General features: G+C 38.9%; 10 protein-coding genes. 1 reads left to right on the top strand and 9 read right to left on the bottom strand.

Features of this window, described 5'->3' with window-relative positions; translation table 11 throughout:
* Positions 1-82 precede the first annotated feature (82 nt).
* From rpsR to RWO85_RS08215, 8 genes are all read right to left on the bottom strand, one after another.
* The gene (gene rpsR / locus RWO85_RS08250; RefSeq protein WP_000068664.1) at positions 83-322 is read right to left on the bottom strand and encodes a 30S ribosomal protein S18; all 240 of its coding nucleotides are present in this window, start codon (positions 320-322) and stop codon (positions 83-85) included.
* Positions 323-353: 31 nt separating this feature from the next.
* A complete protein-coding gene (gene ssbA / locus RWO85_RS08245) occupies positions 354-824 on the bottom strand; it encodes a single-stranded DNA-binding protein SsbA (RefSeq protein ID WP_000609606.1) in 471 nt (156 codons plus the stop codon).
* Between the two features lie 11 nt (positions 825-835).
* The gene (rpsF, locus tag RWO85_RS08240; protein ID WP_001151786.1) at positions 836-1,126 is read right to left on the bottom strand and encodes a 30S ribosomal protein S6; all 291 of its coding nucleotides are present in this window, start codon (positions 1,124-1,126) and stop codon (positions 836-838) included.
* 163 nt (positions 1,127-1,289) lie between these two features.
* A complete protein-coding gene (locus RWO85_RS08235; RefSeq protein WP_314415251.1) occupies positions 1,290-8,420 on the bottom strand; it encodes an Ig-like domain-containing protein in 7,131 nt (2,376 codons plus the stop codon).
* Between the two features lie 458 nt (positions 8,421-8,878).
* Complete coding sequence (asnS, locus tag RWO85_RS08230; protein ID WP_000167160.1) at positions 8,879-10,222, bottom strand: asparagine--tRNA ligase; 1,344 nt, start codon at positions 10,220-10,222, stop codon at positions 8,879-8,881.
* Positions 10,223-10,244: 22 nt separating this feature from the next.
* The gene (locus RWO85_RS08225) at positions 10,245-11,423 is read right to left on the bottom strand and encodes a pyridoxal phosphate-dependent aminotransferase (protein WP_314415249.1); all 1,179 of its coding nucleotides are present in this window, start codon (positions 11,421-11,423) and stop codon (positions 10,245-10,247) included.
* Complete coding sequence (locus RWO85_RS08220) at positions 11,420-11,908, bottom strand: DUF5590 domain-containing protein (RefSeq protein WP_314415248.1); 489 nt, start codon at positions 11,906-11,908, stop codon at positions 11,420-11,422. Before RWO85_RS08220 ends, RWO85_RS08225 begins: the two co-directional genes overlap by 4 nt.
* A 292-nt stretch (positions 11,909-12,200) precedes the next feature.
* Positions 12,201-13,397 (bottom strand): MFS transporter, encoded by a 1,197-nt coding sequence (locus RWO85_RS08215; RefSeq protein ID WP_314415247.1) that lies wholly within the window; start codon positions 13,395-13,397, stop codon positions 12,201-12,203.
* A gap of 419 nt (positions 13,398-13,816) precedes the next feature.
* Between RWO85_RS08215 and RWO85_RS08210 the strand changes: the two genes are divergently transcribed.
* A complete protein-coding gene (locus RWO85_RS08210) occupies positions 13,817-14,365 on the top strand; it encodes an NADPH-dependent FMN reductase (RefSeq protein ID WP_314415245.1) in 549 nt (182 codons plus the stop codon).
* A gap of 236 nt (positions 14,366-14,601) precedes the next feature.
* Here the strand turns inward: RWO85_RS08210 and RWO85_RS08205 are convergent.
* Positions 14,602-17,903: LPXTG cell wall anchor domain-containing protein (locus RWO85_RS08205; protein ID WP_314415243.1), on the bottom strand; the 3,302-nt coding region annotated here is incomplete at its 5' end.

Raw genomic sequence — 17,903 nt, 5'->3', positions numbered from 1 at the left:
TGTGTCCTTTCTAGATCTTAGCTTTTCATCAACCCACTACAGTTGACAAAGAGCCAAAAAAAGACCCGTCAGGGTCTTTTCTTTAATCTTCGTTTACGAAAGGCATCAAAGCCATTACGCGAGCGCGTTTGATAGCTGTTGTTACTTTACGTTGGTTTTTAGCTGAAGTTCCTGTTACACGACGAGGAAGGATTTTCCCACGTTCTGAAACGAAACGGCTAAGAAGCTCAGTATCTTTGTAATCAACATATTCAATTTTGTTTGCTGCGATGTAATCAACTTTTTTACGGCGTTTGAATCCGCCACGACGTTGTTGAGCCATGTTTTTTCTCCTTTATAATTTTAGTTGTCCATTAGAATGGTAAATCATCATCTGAAATATCCAATGGATTTGTTGCTCCAAATGGATTTTCATCACGTGAAAAGTCTGGTACTGAATTTGTAGGCGCTGAATAGTTTGCAGTTGGTGCAGAGTAAGCTCCACCTGTATGACCCTCACGCACACTACGGCTTTCCAACATTTGGAAATTCTCAGCCACGACCTCTGTCACGTAGACACGTTGTCCTTGCTGGTTATCGTAACTACGAGTCTGGATACGACCTGTCACCCCGATAAGTGAGCCTTTTTTAGCCCAATTAGCTAGGTTTTCAGCCTGTTGGCGCCACATAACGACATTGATAAAATCAGCCTCACGTTCGCCATTTTGACTCTTAAATGTACGGTTTACTGCAAGAGTAAAAGTCGCAACTGCTACATTTGATGGGGTATAACGCAACTCAGCATCACGTGTCATACGCCCTACAAGTACAACATTGTTAATCATAGTTTACCTTCTTACGCGTCAGTTTTGACGATCATGTGACGAAGAATGTCAGCGTTGATTTTTGAAAGACGGTCAAACTCTTTAAGAGCTGCATCGTCGTTTGCTTCAACGTTAACGATGTGGTAAAGTCCTTCACGGAAATCTTGGATTTCGTATGCAAGACGACGTTTTTCCCAAGTTTTTGATTCAACAACAGTTGCACCGTTGTCAGTCAAAATAGAGTCAAAACGTGCTACCAAAGCGTTTTTAGCTTCTTCTTCAATGTTTGGACGAATAATATAAAGAATTTCGTATTTAGCCATTGATATGTTCCTCCTTTTGGTCTAATGACCCCAAGACTTTGCAAGGGGTAAGTGAGGTTCGCTCACAATAAACTATTATACTAGAAAAAATTTTTTTACGCAAGTAAAAACACTAAAATAAAAAAAGAAGATGACGAATCATCTTCTCAAAAACTATGAGTTTTTAGTCTTCTTTTTTCTTGCGAGCAAGAAGTCCAAATCCACTTAGGGCTCCAAGAAGTCCAAGCGCTGCGAGGCTAGCGTTAGCTTCGGTACCAGTATTTGGCAATTCGCGTTTACCTTCAGCTTCTTTCACTGCTGTTTGTTGCGCTGGTTGCTCTTGTGTTGTTTCTTGAACCTCACGATAAACATGACGAACATTTCCGTTTGCATCTTTTTCTGTTCTTACTAATTCATATCCTGGGATATCTTTAGCTGGAACTTCACCATTTTCATTTGGAAGAATTGGGTTACCATTTTCGTCCACAAATGTTGTGATGATTGATGTTTCTGGTGTTGTCACTTTACGGTAAATATTATGGACATTGCCATTCGCATCTGTTTCAGTACGAACGATTTCATATCCTTTTAATTCTTTACCTGGATGTGAACCATTTTCATCTGGGATGATTAATTCTCCGTTTTCATCTACATAAGTTGTGATGATTTTGTATTCAAATGGAGCAGGTGTTGGCGTTACAACCTTTTCATATACGTGTTCGATATCTCCGTTTGGAAGTTTCTTCGTTTCTACGAAGCGGTAGCCTGGAATGTCTTTCTTATCAACTGTTCCTGGTTCACTTGGATAGTTTGGAATTTCGTTTCCTTCTTTATCCTTGAATGAAGTTGTTACTTTTTCGTAGATGTGTTTTGTATTACCATCTTTATCTTTTTCAGTCTTAACAACTTTGTAGCCTGGAACTGGTTCAGATGGTTTTTCTCCATCTTTAGATGGGATAAGTTCTGTTTCTTTTCCATCTTTTCCTACTACTACAAACTTAGTATCAGGACGAACTGTTGGTGTGTAAGTTGCTGTTGCTGGTGTTCCGTTCTTATCTACACGTTTTACAGTAACAGCTGGTGCTTTTCCTGTAAATGATTTTTCTGGTGTAAATGTTACTGTTCCATCTTTGGCAACTTCAAATTTACCAACACCTTCTACTATTTTAACAGTACTTCCATCTTCAAATGTTGCTGGTACTTCATCATCCATTGGTACTTCTGGATTTCCTGGTTTGAATGTTGGTTTTCCTGTTTGAACTTCACCTTTAGCTCCTTCAGAAGTTGTTGGAGTTCCTGTTGGCGTTACTGGCGTTACTGTTGGTGTGTATTTAGCTGTTGCTGGTGTTCCATTCTTATCTACGCGTTTTACAGTTACCGCTGGCGCTTCTCCTGTAAATGATTTTTCTGGTGTGAATGTTACTTTTCCATCTTTCGCTACTTCGTATTTACCTACACCTTTAACTTCTTTAACTGTACTTCCATCTTCGAATGTTGCTGGTACTTCATCGTCCATTGGTACTTCTGGGTTACCTGGTGTAAATTTAGGTGTTCCTGTTTGTACTTTCCCTTGAAGTCCTGTTGATTTATCACCTTCTGCTGTTGGCGTTACTGGCGTTACTGTTGGGGTGTAAGTAGCCGTTGTAGGTGTTCCATTCGCATCTTTTACTTGTACTGTCGCTGGCACTGGTGTACCTGTGAAGTCTTTATTTGGTGTGAATGTTACTTTTCCTGATTTTGGATCAATTGTGTACTTACCAACTTCTTTTCCATCTTTATCTTTCGCTGGAATTTCTTTTTCTGTTACAGGTTTTCCATCTACTACGAATTGTGCTGGTTGCTCATCCGTAATTGTGATTGGCACTTCGCTGTTTCCTGGTGTGAATGTTGGTGCACCAACTTGCTCTTTACCTTGGATTCCTGTTGATTCTGCAGGTGTACCTGTTGGTGTTACTGGTGTTACTGTTGGTGTGTATTTAGCAGTTGTTGGTGTTCCATTCGCATCTTTTGCTTGTACTGTCACTGAATCTGGTGTTCCTGTGAAGTCTTTATTTGGTGTGAATGTTACTTTTCCTGATTTTGGATCAATTGTGTACTTACCAACTTCTTTTCCATCTTTAGTAGCTGGAATTTCAGTTTCTGTAATTGGTTCTTTTGTAACAGGATTATAGAATGTCGCTGGTTGAGTTTCATCAATCTTAATTGGTACTTTCACGTCACCTTCTGTGAATGTTGGTGTACCTTCTTGAGTTTTACCTTGGATTCCTGTTGATTCTACAGGTGTTCCTGTTGGTGTTACTCCAGTAAATTTAGGTGTGTAAGTTGTTTTCGCTACAGTACTATTTGTATCTTTTGCTTGTACTGTTACTGGTTCAACTTCTCCAACATACGTTTTATCTGTTGGTGTGAATTTCACCTCACCTGTTGGTACTCCATTTTCATCTTTAACTAATGAGTAAACTCCGATTTCTTTACCGTCTTTAGTAACGGTTACTGTTTCAGCTTCATTTCCTGATTTATCTAGTAACTTAATGGTAGATTTAACGATTGGAGCTGGTGATTCTGGTTCTTTATTTGGGTTACCTGGAATAAATTCAACAGTTCCTGTTTGTTCTACCCCTTGTGGTCCTTCTGATTTAGCAGGGTTTGCACTTGGGTTAACAGGGATAATAGATGGTGTGTAAGTTGTTGTAACTTGTGAACCATTTGTATCTTCTCCACGTACTGTTACAGGAACTACATCTCCTGCATACGGTACTGTAGGATCTGGAGTAAAGGTTACTTCACCAGTATCCTTATTTAATGTATATTTACCAATTACTTTACCTTCTGGACTCTTCGCTGGAACTTCTTCAGCTGGTTGATTGTTTTCATCTAATAAAGTCGTTTTACTTGTAACGATTGGTGTCACTTCTGACCCTGCAGTAAATGTTACCGTTCCTTTTTGAACTTGTCCTTGTGGTTTGATCGAAGTTGCTTCTTCTGCAGTTGGTGTTTGTGGAATAATACTTGGCGTATAAGTTGTAACCGCTGGTGTACCGTTTACGTCTAACGCTTGAACCACTGCCGGTGGTACTGCACCAGTGTATTGTAAATCAGTTGGTGTGTATGTTACTTTATTCGTTGTTGGGTCAATTGAGTATTCCCCAATCTTATTACCATCTGGTCCCATTACGTCTTGTTTCGCAGTTGGTTCTAATGGATTTCCATCGCGATCTAATAGTCTTGCACTTCCTTCTTGAATCGCAACTGTTTCTTTTGTACCATTTACTGTAACTTCTCCTCCAGTAAATGTTACTGTTCCTTCTTGAGTTTGTCCTTGAGGTGCTTTCGATTCAGCAGCTTGCCCTTGTGGTCTTACTGGAACGATGTTTGGAGTATAGTTTGTTTCTGCTGGTGTTCCGTTTGAGTCTTTCATACGAACACGAGCTGGTAATACTGCACCTGCATATGTTTTATCCGTTGGTGTAAAGATTACTTCTCCTGTAGTTTTATCTACTGTGTAATCCCCTACTTTATTCCCTTTTTTATCCATTGCTGGTAATGTTTCAACTGGAGTTCCACTGTCATCAACCAGTGTCAATGTTTCAGGTTTCATTGTTGATTTATCTGAACCTGGTGTGAATGTTGGAATTCCTTTTTGAACATCTCCTTGTTTTGCAGTAGATTCAGCTTCTTTAGCTGTTGGTTCTACTGGTGTGATGTGTGGTGTGTACGTAGCTGTTGCTTTTGTACCATTTTCATCTTCACCTTGGATTGTTACTGGTTTAACATCTCCAACATAAGTTTTATCTGTTGGTGTAAATACCGCAGTTGGTACTCCATCTACCACGTTAAGTGTGTATGTTCCCACAACATTTCCGTTTGGATCTTTTGCTGGAACTTCTTTAGCTGGTTGTCCATCTTCTCCTAATAATGTATAAGCATCAGGATTCATCGGTACTGATTTTTCAACTTCAACTTTATTATCGTTCTTATCTAAGTAAGTAACAGTGTTTTTACCTGGAGTAAATGTAATCTCTTGTTCTTGTGTTTCACCTTGAGGTTTAGTAGTTTCTCCACCTTCTGCAGTCGGTGTGACTGGTTTAACCTTAGGTTGGTAAATTACTGTCCCTGTTGAAGTTACGGGTTGTCCGTCTTTGTCTACCCCAACTTTACCTGTAAATGATACTTTAACTGGATCAGGTTCACCTGTAAAGTCTTTATTTGGTGTAAATACTACTTCACCTGTTGATGGAGTAATCGTATAAGTACCGATTGGTTTACCATCTTTTGTAGCTGGAATTTCAGTTTCATCTGTTGGTTTTCCTGTCTTAGGATCCACTAATTTAGCTGGGAATTCTTCTGAAGGAGTAATCTTGTTATTTGCAGTGTCTTTGAATTCAGGAGTTTTTGTTTGTTTTGCCCCTTGAATATCGTTAGATTTTTCTATTCCATCTACGATTTCACGTTTCATTACGTGAGGGATATAACGTCCATCCATTGAACCTTTTTCTGAAGCTCCTTCTGGTGTTACTTGTTCACTGATTAATGTTAATTGGTCTCTGTTATCACCTTCACCGTTGATGATTGGTTTACCAATTTTACCCCATCCAGTTGTAGCACCGTTCGTATCTGTACGACGAATTGTAATACCGTCTGCATCTCCAACGAATGTAGCTTCTGGAACGAATTCTACACTAACGTCTTTTCCTTTAGCTGTAACTTTGTATTTACCTTGTCCTGGTACTACATAGTAACCATCTACTAATTCAGCTTCTGTTACAACTGAACCATCAGCTTTAACGATTTGTGGTTGAACCGTTTCGTCAATAGCTGCTTTTTCTTCAAAGTTATAGTCTTTATTTCCATAAGCGTTGAATTTAATAGTAGAACGTTGAGTCGCTCCTTGAACATCGTACGTTTCTTCTTTTGTACCACGTGGTGGAATTGTTTGTTGGATTTGGAAGTCTTCTACTTCCCCAGAGTATGCAATTCCTGTCGCTTCTTTAACGTCTGCTTTATCATTTGCGATACGTAAACGAGTCGCTAATTTAGTCGCAGTTACATCTACGTTTTGAACAGGAGTTGTCCAAGTTAGTGTTACTTCTCCATCTTTTGTTACTTCAACAGCTCCAGCACCTTCATTTTCATCGAATTTACCATTTCCGTTAAAGTCAATCCATCCATTTACGAAGGCATTTTTACCGCCACCTAAGTGAGCATCAAATGTCAATGAGTAAGTACCGTCATTAACTTTTTTCAGTTTGTAGTTATCGCCTTGTTCTACTTTATCACCCATTAATTGGCGAGCACCTTCGTCTCCACCTTCACCATTCACATCGTCATATTTGAAGGCTGTTTCATCTGTAATTTTTTCAGTACGGATATCGATATCTGGCTCTTTTGAACCTAAGTATGGTTGAGTAATTCCAGCACCTTTTGCGATTGCATGACCTACTTTACCATAAGAGGCTGGAGCATCCCCATCATCTAATACCATGAATCCGAACATAGCTCCTTGTTGACCGCTTGATAGGATATAAACCCCTAGGTTTTTAGCATTACGCGTTAAAACAACTGGTGTAGACATACCAGAATCACGGTGAGTAACCGCTGGTCCAAATACTTGTGTTCCTAACCCATCACTATAAACTGTTCCATCTTTGTCTGTTACAGTCGATACTGTCTCTTCTGTAATTTCAGTTGAACGGAAACCTTTTGCTTTATCAGCGATAAATGGTTCAAAGGCTGTTTTTCCTCTTCCTTCGATAGAGTAAGATTGTCCTAATTGACGACCTTGACCATTTCCTACTGGAGTTAAGTTATAACGGTTATCGTATGATTCTGCAGTATAAGAACGAGCAGTTGGTACTCGATAGTTTTTATTCGATAATTCAGTAACTAATTCGAATCCATCCCCATCAGTTTTGTAGATTTCAATCTCAGATGAACCCGCTTCTTCCCCTGTAGCAAATACAACGTTCGCTGGTACTTCTTTACCATTTAAAGTCGCTTTAACTTTGAATTCTACCCCAACGTTCGCTCCATTTTTTACAGATTGGATTACTGTCGTACCACCTGTATCAATTCCATTTGTTTTCGCTACAGAATATCCACCTTGACGAACTACTTTTACTTCTGCTGGTGTACCGTCTTTATACACGTTTTGAGCGTTAGGATCATAACCTGCTCCTCCACGTTCTTTATAAACGTCAGTTGAGTTAAATGGTTTAAGTGCTGTAACTTCCATTTCCACAACATATCCAGGAGTCAATTCTTGTTTGAACTTGGTTCCAACTTGTAGTTTTCCACCGTCTCCAAGATTTTCAACGACTGCTGTTTTACTTGTGATATCGAACCATTTAATTTGGTGTTTTAAACGTTCTGTATTTTTTTCAGCATATTTTTTCCAGTGATCACCTTGTTCAGCTTCTGTTAATGGTGCTTCGTCCACTCTTTCAGCTACATCAGCTAAGGCCACCTCAAATTTACCATCACGACCAATTCCTGCTTTTTTAAGTTCACTGTAAACTGCAAGAATTGATTCATTTAAGCGAGCTAATTGAGCATCTACTTGTTCCTTTGTAACGCTCTTATCAGCTAAAAGTACTTTTGATTCGTTAAGTACCGCTTGGTTTTTAGCAACCGCTGCTTCAACTGCTACTCTATTTTCTTCTGATACTTCTTTCTTACGAAGTTCTGTAGTGGCAAGTGTATTGGTTACATCAGCCTCTGAAGAAATTTGTGTCAAGATAGTTGTTACAGCAGAAACAGCTTTTTCTGTTGGTGTGATGTTTTTTTCTGCTTCTTCTTTTGCTGCCTTATCTTTATCAGCCTCTTTTGTTTCTAATCCTAGCTTGTTTGATTCTGTTACAACTGTTTTCAATGAAGAAAGAATATCTTTTTGAATATTTACTTCTTCTTGCTTGGCAGTTTCATTTGCCAAAACAGCTTTCGCAGTAGCTAAGGCTTCACGAGCATTGGTTACAACTGAGGCATCCGCATACTTAGCATTTGATAATGCAGTCTCTAAATTTGAAATACTCGTTTCAAGAAGTGACTTATTTACTTGAACTTCTTCTTTCTTAGGTGTTTCAGCTGTCTTTTCTGTCAACTGAATAGTACTTGCTCCTAATTCTGGAGAAGCATTTTCTACTTTTTGAATATTTTCTTTAGAGTCTGAAACTGGATTTTGTTCAGTAGCTGAAACTGCTCCATTTCCTAAGAACATTAAACCAGCCGCAATCGCTACTGATGCTGCTCCAAAACTGTATTTACGAATACCATAACGAATATACTTTTCCGTTCTAAAATCTTGTTGTTTACCCTTCATTTAGAGTCACAACCTCCTTTATGCATACTTTTTAATATTGAATTGAAATATCCAGACAAATAAAAAGCCCCCCCCCCTTAAATTTTTTAGTAATATTAAGAGGTTATCATTTTAAAAAGGGTTGCCTAATAATTATCAATATCACTTAATATTGTATCATGCCACTATTATTAATTCAAGTTTCATGCTTATATATATTTATGGTTTCAATCTAATACTTCCTTGAAGAAAGTAGTACATACATCAGTTTTTAAACAATAAAATTAATGTACTAGGATACGAAACTCTATTCTGAACAACTGGTAGTATGTTTCTAGCACAAATTCAATTTTATAAGAAAAGGAAGTAAATATTTTCACGAAAAGTGCATATTATCAAGATTTTGAAAACCTGATAATATTTTCTTTCGTTTCTAGACCTTTCCATGAAAAAAACGCCACATGGGCGTTTTCCTGTTCTTACGGTTTAATACGGTGCAACATACGTGGGAATGGGATAGCTTCACGGATGTGTTTTGTTCCTGCTGCGAAGGTTACCATACGTTCGATACCGATACCAAATCCACCATGTGGTACAGTACCGTATTTACGAAGGTCAAGGTAAAATTCATACTCTGTACGATCCATGCCAAGTTCATCCATCTTAGCAACTAATGCATCATAGTCTTCCTCACGCATAGATCCACCGATGATCTCTCCATATCCTTCTGGTGCAAGCAAGTCTGCACAAAGCACGCGCTCTGGATTTCCAGGAACTGGTTTCATGTAGAAGGCCTTGATGGCTGCTGGGTAGTTCATGACAAATGTTGGCACACCAAAGTGGTTTGAAATCCATGTTTCGTGTGGTGAACCAAAGTCATCGCCATGCTCAAGATGCTCGTAGTCAGCATCTTCATCATTTTCATGTTCTTGCAAGAGGTCAATAGCTTGATCGTAAGTAATACGTTTGAATGGCTCTGCAATGTAGCGTTTCAAAAGTTCTGTATCACGTTCCAAGGTTTCCAAGGCTTGAGGCGCACGGTCAAGAACACCTTGTAGAAGAGCTTTTACATAAGCTTCTTGCAAGTCAAGTGATTCATCGTGTGTCAAGTATGAGTACTCTGCGTCCATCATCCAGAACTCAGTCAAGTGACGGCGTGTTTTTGATTTTTCAGCACGGAAAACTGGACCAAAGTCAAAGACACGACCAAGGGCCATAGCCCCTGCCTCTAGATAAAGCTGACCTGATTGGCTCAAGTAGGCTGGCGTTCCGAAGTAGTCCGTTTCAAAGAGTTCAGTTGAGTCTTCCGCCGCGTTTCCTGAAAGGATTGGGCTATCAAATTTCATGAAGCCGTTCTTGTCAAAGAATTCATATGTTGCGTAGATGATAGCGTTACGGATTTGCATCACCGCTACTTGCTTACGAGAGCGGAGCCACAAGTGACGGTTATCCATCAAGAAGTCTGTTCCGTGTTCTTTTGGTGTGATTGGGTAGTCTTGTGATTCACCAATCACTTCGATATCTGTGATATCGAGTTCATAACCAAACTTAGAACGTTCGTCTTCTTTGACAATCCCTGTCACATAAACAGAAGTTTCTTGGCTCAAGCGTTTGATAACATCAAACTTCTCAAGTCCCACTTCTTCACCAAATTTTTCGACAAAGTTTGGTTTAAAGGCCACACCTTGGAAGAAGGCTGTTCCATCACGCAATTGCAAGAAGGCGATTTTCCCTTTTCCTGATTTGTTGGCAACCCAAGCCCCAATCGTCACTTCTTGACCAACATAGTCTTTTACATCGATAATCGTTACACGTTTTGTCATTATTTTTCCTTTTCTTTTTCTTTTATTTTTCCATAAATGCTTTCAAGCGTTTAACTGCTTCTTTAAGCGTGTCTAGGTCTGTCGCATAGCTGAGACGTACATTTTCTGGTGCTCCAAATCCTGCTCCTGTTATGAGTGCCAAACCAACTTCCTCAAGAATAGCTGTTGTAAAGTCAGTAACATCCGTATAACCTTTCATCTCCATGGCTTTTTTAACATTTGGGAAGAGATAGAAGGCTCCTTGTGGCTTAACGACTTCAAAACCAGGGACCTCACATAATAGCGGATAAATTGTATTGAGACGCTCCTCAAAAGCCTGACGCATGATATCAACAGAATCCTGTGGTCCTGTTAAGGCTTCAATAGTCGCATATTGAGAAACAGATGTCAAATTTGAAGTTGTTTGTCCCGTCAATTTACTCATAGCTGCAATGATTTCAGGATCACCTACCGCATAACCAACTCGCCAACCCGTCATGGCATAGGCTTTAGATACACCGTTGATAACAATGGTTTGCTTACGAATTGCTTCTGACAGACTTGAAATTGGAACAAATTCATTTCCATTATAAACAAGGCGGCCGTATATATCATCAGCTAAAATCAGAATATCATGCTCAACTGCCCAATTTCCGATAGCTAGTAATTCTTCACGAGTATAAATCATACCAGTCGGATTAGATGGTGAATTGAGAACCAAAACCTTTGTCTTATCTGTCCTAACTAGTTCTAGTTGATCCACCGTAACTTTAAAATCATTGTCTTCTTTGGCTTGAACAAAAACTGGAAGCCCTTCTGCCATCTTAACCTGATCTCCATAACTAACCCAGTATGGAGTTGGAATAATAACCTCATCTAAAGGATTAATTACAGCCATAAAGAAAGTATAGAGTGAGAACTTAGCACCTGTAGCAAATGTGACTTCGTTGGCCTCTACGGAATAACCATAATAACGCTCAAAATAGGTATTGACTGCTGCTTTTAACTCAGGCAAACCTGAAGCTACCGTATAGAAAGAAGCACGTCCATCTCGAATGGCTGCAACAGCTGCATCTTGAATATTTTTGGGAGTATGGAAATCGGGCTGACCTAAAGTTAAGAAAAGTACATCTTTTCCTTCAGTCTTTAACTTCTTTGCTCTCGCATCACTAGCTAGAGTGACACTTTCTTCCATTTCTAAAACACGGTTGGATAGTTTCATAGGCCCTCCTTATTGACCAATGCTCCTGTTTCAAAATCTACTAGATAAAAATCAGATCCTGACTTGATTTCCCAGATTGGCTTATCTTGATAACGGCCAAAGGTAATCTTATCAATCTCGCCAGCTCCTTTTTCCTTAGAAACAGCTTCTGCTTTTTCTTGTGAAACACCTTGATTTAGCTGATAAACGTAAATCTTATGGTCATCTTTTCCAATCAGGACAGCAAGTGCTTCTTGTTTTTTATTGCGACCAAGAACGCTGTAATAGGATTCTAAGCCATTGTATAAGTCAACCTGATCAGCCTGCTCTAATCCTGCATACTGCTGAGCTAATTTTTCTCCTTCACTTTTAGCTGTTTGATAGGGTTTCATGCCGAGAGAAACCAGATACAGAAAGGAAGCACTGATAACCACAAATAAAATCGTCATCCCTAGACCATACTGCCACAGTAGATTATTTTTTGCTTTGTTTTGTCTTTTTTTCACTCGTCTATTTTACCATCTATCTTGCTTTATTACAAGTGAATGCAAGAATACTCTTCGAAAATCAAATTCAAACTTTGTCAGCGTCGCCTTGCCGTACCCAAGTACTGTCTGCGGCTTGCTTCCTAGTTTGCTCTTTGATTTTCATTGAGTATAAGAAACCAATTCTATTTCTTCCTTCAAAGCAAACCGATTTTTCTTATTTAAAACCGAGTAAGAAAAGTAAAGACACAAGCGAAATCAAGATATTAAAAAACTTGAGCTTGGCACTCAAGTTTTCCGAAATTATTTTAATCTAGGAAATAATTTTTTCATCCATTCTTTTAGCCATTTTTCCTAAAAATATAGCCAGTAGAAGGCTAATCATGACTAAAAAGAATCCTAGATAAAGAAATGTTACTACAAAACCTAAATTGTCAATCAACCAGCCTGTCAGTGGGAAGAATACAATCATACTTAGGCTAAACATCATAGAGTAGACACTCAGCATGGTTGCCCTTACTTCACTTGGAAGGCGCTCTTGCAAATCATTGTCAAAAATCGGCTGAAAAAGAGCATATAGAGCATTACTAATCAAATAAATCAAAATATAGATTAGAGGTGTTCCAAAGTAGGACAGCAGGTAGGTAACTCCAGTCAGCAGGACGAGGATAGGGAAAAGTTTCAAGGCAGCATAGTTCTTTCCAATCTTACTCGCTAGATAGACTGCGACGATATTTAAGAGACTACCAAGTAGCATAACTGCTGAAATTTGCCAACCACTTAAATCTGGTAACTGATTTTGATAGTAAAAATAAAACATGCACATGAGTACTCCGACAATCTGAGACAAAATCATCCAGTTGAAAAGCATGGGATTTCGCTTCAACTCATCCTTAACAGTCCAAATAATCTGTTTCATGGTCACACTATCAGCTTTTTCTAGCTTGATACTAGGTTCTTTCAGCATCCAAATCAGGAAAAGAACTATGATAGAAGTCGCAATCATGATATAGTAGGTCAGGTGCAATTGACCATGGACAAAAAATCCCGCCAACACTGTCCCCAAAGACCGAGTTCCTTCTGCTACTCCTGACATAAAACTTGAAATAGATAAGTAACACTTCTTGAGTCCAGCCTCTACAGCCGAGTCATAGACCATTGCTGCGCTTGTGCCTGAATCAAAATTATAAGACAAGGCACTTACCGCCATAGCTAGTGCATAAATCCAAAAATTTCCCTGCCCAGCCAACATGAGAATAGAAGACACAATCCCTGCTATTCGACTTAAATAAAGGTTGATCTTATAGGAATAACGATCAGCCAACATTCCAGATGGAATTTCACAGAGAAGACTGGTAGTATGAAAAATACTCTCCAGAAGTCCAATCTGCCAAAGAGACATTCCGTTTTGACTGAGAAAGAGAATCCAAAAACTGGTAATCCCTAGAAATGCAAAAAACTCAACTCCGGCCATCAGGCCAATATTTTTCCGATAATTTCTTATTAACATTTTTTCTCCTTTAACAAGTGTATTATTATTTCTTTTGTCCGTCACTTGTTAATCTGTATCTTACATGATCTCCACCCCTTTTAGAAGCATTCTTCAATGCCATTATTTTCGTTTAATTGTTTATGAAATGATACCAGAAAATAGCCGTTCCACGGTTTCTATTGCGAGTTTTCTTGTTTATTTTAGCACTTATGTCATCATATTACAAGAGAATGTTAGAATACTCTTCGAAAATCAAATGCAAACCAGAATCCAAAAAACAGTTCTTACTTTTTTAGTCATAAATGACTAGAATTTCAGCAATTTTATATTTCTCAAATAGACTCTGAGCAAATTTCTTGCAAGTCCTTTTGTTTTGTTGTAATATATTTTATAACAACGAGAGAGTTCTCGGAAACTTAAGAAAAAGGAGACACATCATGTCTAAAAAAGTATTATTTATCGTCGGATCACTACGTCAAGGTTCTTTCAACCACCAAATGGCTCTCGAAGCTGAGAAAGCACTTGCTGGTAAAGCGGAAGTTAGCTACCTTGATTATTCAGCCCTTCCTCTCTTCAGCCAAGATTTGGAAGTTCCAACTCATCCAGCTGTAGCTGCTGCTCGTGAAGCGGTTCTCGCTGCGGATGCCATCTGGATCTTCTCTCCAGTCTACAACTTCTCTATCCCTGGAACAGTGAAAAACTTGCTTGACTGGCTATCTCGTGCCCTTGACTTATCTGATACACGTGGTGCTTCTGCCCTTCAAGACAAGTTCGTCACAGTATCATCTGTAGCCAATGCAGGTCACGATCAACTATTTTCTATCTACAAAGACCTCTTGCCATTTATCCGTACACAAGTCGTTGGTGATTTCACTGCTGCACGTGTTAATGACTCTGCTTGGGCAGACGGAAAATTGGTTCTTGAAGAAACCGTCCTAAACTCACTTGAAAAACAAGCTCAAGACTTGGTCGCAGCGATTCAGTAAAAAATAGAAAATTTTAGAAAGTCTAAATCAATTATAGCCACCTCATAGGGTAGCATTTTTAGACTCAATCAAGATTTTCAGACAAACATCAGCCATCCAAAAAAACCTTGAGCGTTACCACTCAAGGTTTTTAGCAGTCTTTTCCATTATAGGAAAATCATTCTAAGAATATTCTTTCATTCGATATCTATCACTTATCATCTTCTTTCGGGAAATTAGTGACTGCTTTTGGCTGATTAATCTTCTTTTCTTCGTCCTACATATAGACTCAATAGAATACTGCTACCTAGAAGAACAGAGATATAATCAGATTGGCTTCCAGTTTCAGGTAATTTGTTCCCATGGTTTTCTTTATCTGTAGTTGGTACTACTGGGTTAGCATTTACTGGAGTTGCTGCTTGAGCCGATGTTGGTACTACTGGTTGTTCTGGAACCGCTGGTACTGGTTTAACCGGTACTTCTGATGTTGGAACAACTGGAGTTGGTTGTACTGGCACTTCTGGTGTCGGTATAGTTGGTGTTGGTTGCGCTGGTACTGTTGGAATATCTAATTCTGGTACTTCAGCAACTTCTGGCATTCCTGGCATACCACCGTTGAATTCTGGCAATTCGTAAACTGGTGGTTCTGGCATTGCAAACGTTGGTCCTTCTGGCACATTAGGTGTTGGAGGAACTGGTTTGTCATTTGATGGTGTTACCGGTTTGTCTTGGCATCCACATTTACCATCTTTGCCGTCTTTGCCGTCGCGACCATCACGTCCATCTTTACCGTCCTTAACAACTGTTTTTGTCACAGTTCCGTCAGAATTGATGATGGTGATTGTATGACTACCATTTCCATTATCTTCAACAGAAACTTTTGGTGATTTACCATCTTTACCGTCTTTAATCACCATTTCTGTCTTACTTCCATCTGGATTAATGATTGTAACAACGTGAGTTCCATCGTTATTATTTTTAACAGTTACAGTTGGTGAAACGCCATCTTTGCCATCTTTACCATCTTTGATAATAGATTTGTATTCACGACCATCAGAATCAACGATTGTCAATGTGTGAGTTCCATCTCCGTTATCAACGATGTTAGCTTTTGGTGATTTACCATCAAAGATTGTTGTACTTGTTTCTTTACCGTCTGTTCCTGTTACTTTAATAGTATGTGAACCATTGTGGTTATCAATTACTTCTAGTTTTGGTGATTTGCCATCACGTACTGTTGTAGTTGTAGTCGTACCATCAGAGTTGACAATAGTAACTGTGTGAGTTCCATCCCCATTGTCTACTACTTTAGCACTTGGTGATTTACCGTCACGAATGGTTGTTTCAGAGATAGTTCCATTTCCGTTTTCTACACGGATTGTATAAGTACCATCATGATTATCTGTCACAGTTGCTATTGGTGATTTACCATCTTTAATGATTGTTTCAGTAGTAGTTCCATCACCATTTAGAACTGAAATCTTATGGGTTCCATTTTGTTCATCAGTTATAGTAACTTTTGGTGATTTACCATCACGTACTGTTGTTTCAGTTGTAACACCTTCTGGGTTTGTAATAACAATTGTATGACTTCCGTCTCCATTATCACGAACAGATGCTGTTGGAGTACGTCCATCTACCCCGTCACGTCCATTTTTCACAACAAATTCATTCTTAGTTCCATCTGGGTTAGTGATTGTTACTGTGTGACTTCCGTCTGGATTTTCTCTTGTTGTAGCTGAAGCAGCTTTACCATCTTTACCATCTTTGATAATAGCATTTGTAATATTACCTTCTCCATCTGTCACTTTAACAGTGTGAGTTCCATCGTTATTATCTGTTACTTCAACTTTTGGAGTCTTGCCGTCTTTACCGTTTTTAACAACTGTTTCTTTAGAAGTTCCATCTGGATTTGTTACAGTAATTGTATGGCTTCCATCTGGATTTTCAGTTGTGGTGATAGTAGCTGTTTTACCATCCTTACCATCTTTAACTTTAGTAGTTGATTCAGAGCCATCTCCATTTCGAACGGTAATAGAGTGTGTTCCATCTCCGTTATCTGTTACAGTAACAACTGGTGATTTGCCATCTGCACCATTTTCACCTTTATCACCTTTTAGCCCATCTAAAACTGTGGCAAGTGGTTTTGTAGAATCCAATGGTTGACCTGGACGTTCTGGATCTTCCACAAAAATTTTAGTTTCATTACCTTCTTTTTTAGCAATTAGAGATTTTCCATCTTTACCATTTTTTACATTTACAGTAACAGGATCTTTTCCTGGTGTTGTAATTGTAATATCTGTACTATGTCCATCTGTTCCTGGTTTAACTGTAACTTCTGGTGTATCTCCTTTTGCTCCTTGAGGTCCTCTTATATTGCCAGTCTTGTTCCATGCTCCATTTTGTTTTTTATACACATCTCCTGTTGAACTATCAATATAAGTATCTCCATTTTTTCCATCTTTTGGAGTTGGTGCAATATTTCCACTTAAAAGTTCAGATCCATTACGTCCGTCTCTACCACTAGCACCATTTTCTCCATTAACTCCGTTCAATACATCACGTTCACTGATTAACTCATCTACTCCCGGATCGTAATGATTATTTCCATTATTATCAAAATAAACTGTAACATGAGTACCATCTGCGTTATCAGAAGATGTTGCTCTAGAATTAGGATGTCCTGATACTTCATCCGGGTTATTTCCTACACTTCTTCTTGCTCTTCTAAAGGAATCTTCTCCATTCATATATGGTTGTAAATCAATTTTAGGAGTTCGTCCATTGTTACCATTATGTCCATCTAGACCATCTCTAACTGTAAATGTTACTGGTTCTTTTCCTGGTATTGTAATGGTTACAACTGTACTATGTCCATCTGCTCCACGTTGAGTTGTAACTGTAGGTGTTTGTCCATTTTGACCATTCGCTCCAGTTTCACCTTTAGCTCCATCATGAACAAATACTGTAGTCGGTTGTGAACCATCGTGATTATCGACAGTAATCTCTACTCCCTTATGATCAACTTCTTCCTTACGAGCAGCAGTTACAGTTGGTGATTTTCCGTCTACCCCATCTCTAATGACTGCAAGAGGTCTGTCAGGAGTTAATGGTTGACCTGGATTTGCTGGATCTTCTTGATAAACTTTTGTTTCTTTACCTTCTTTAACAGTGAGCAATGACTTACCATCACGTCCGTCAGCACCTTTAGCTCCATCTTTAATCATTTCAGAACCTAGAAGTTCATCAGTTCCCACAGTATATTTTCCATCGCCATTCTCATCAGTGTAGAATGTAACGATTGTATGAGATGGGTTACCATTTTGTCCCTCAACACGTAGTAGATCAACTTTTGGAGTTTTCCCATTTAGACCATTTTCGCCATTTTTAACATTTACTGTTACCGGAGTTTTTCCTGGAACAGTGAATGTAATGTCAGAACTATGTCCATCTTTTCCTGGTGTTACAGTTACTTCAGGAGTTTTTCCATCTTCACCTTTCTCTCCGTCTTTAACGATGGATGTTTGAACGAGGGTATCAGTTCCTTCTGTGTAATTAC

The sequence above is a fragment of the uncultured Streptococcus sp. genome (genome assembly GCF_963521865.1).
Lineage (GTDB): Bacteria > Bacillota > Bacilli > Lactobacillales > Streptococcaceae > Streptococcus.
The sequence above is the reverse complement of the archived record's forward strand: the minus strand, read 5'-3'. Positions and strand labels throughout refer to the sequence as shown.

What these genes read in the sequence shown, in the direction of transcription:
- RWO85_RS08225 (WP_314415249.1), bottom strand. Translation starts at nt 11,423, where the DNA reads ATGAAACTATCCAACCGTGTTTTAGAAATGGAAGAAAGTGTCACTCTA.
- ssbA (WP_000609606.1), bottom strand. Translation starts at nt 824, where the DNA reads ATGATTAACAATGTTGTACTTGTAGGGCGTATGACACGTGATGCTGAG.
- RWO85_RS08215 (WP_314415247.1), bottom strand. Translation starts at nt 13,397, where the DNA reads ATGTTAATAAGAAATTATCGGAAAAATATTGGCCTGATGGCCGGAGTT.
- RWO85_RS08235 (WP_314415251.1), bottom strand. Translation starts at nt 8,420, where the DNA reads ATGAAGGGTAAACAACAAGATTTTAGAACGGAAAAGTATATTCGTTAT.
- rpsF (WP_001151786.1), bottom strand. Translation starts at nt 1,126, where the DNA reads ATGGCTAAATACGAAATTCTTTATATTATTCGTCCAAACATTGAAGAA.
- asnS (WP_000167160.1), bottom strand. Translation starts at nt 10,222, where the DNA reads ATGACAAAACGTGTAACGATTATCGATGTAAAAGACTATGTTGGTCAA.
- rpsR (WP_000068664.1), bottom strand. Translation starts at nt 322, where the DNA reads ATGGCTCAACAACGTCGTGGCGGATTCAAACGCCGTAAAAAAGTTGAT.
- RWO85_RS08210 (WP_314415245.1), top strand. Translation starts at nt 13,817, where the DNA reads ATGTCTAAAAAAGTATTATTTATCGTCGGATCACTACGTCAAGGTTCT.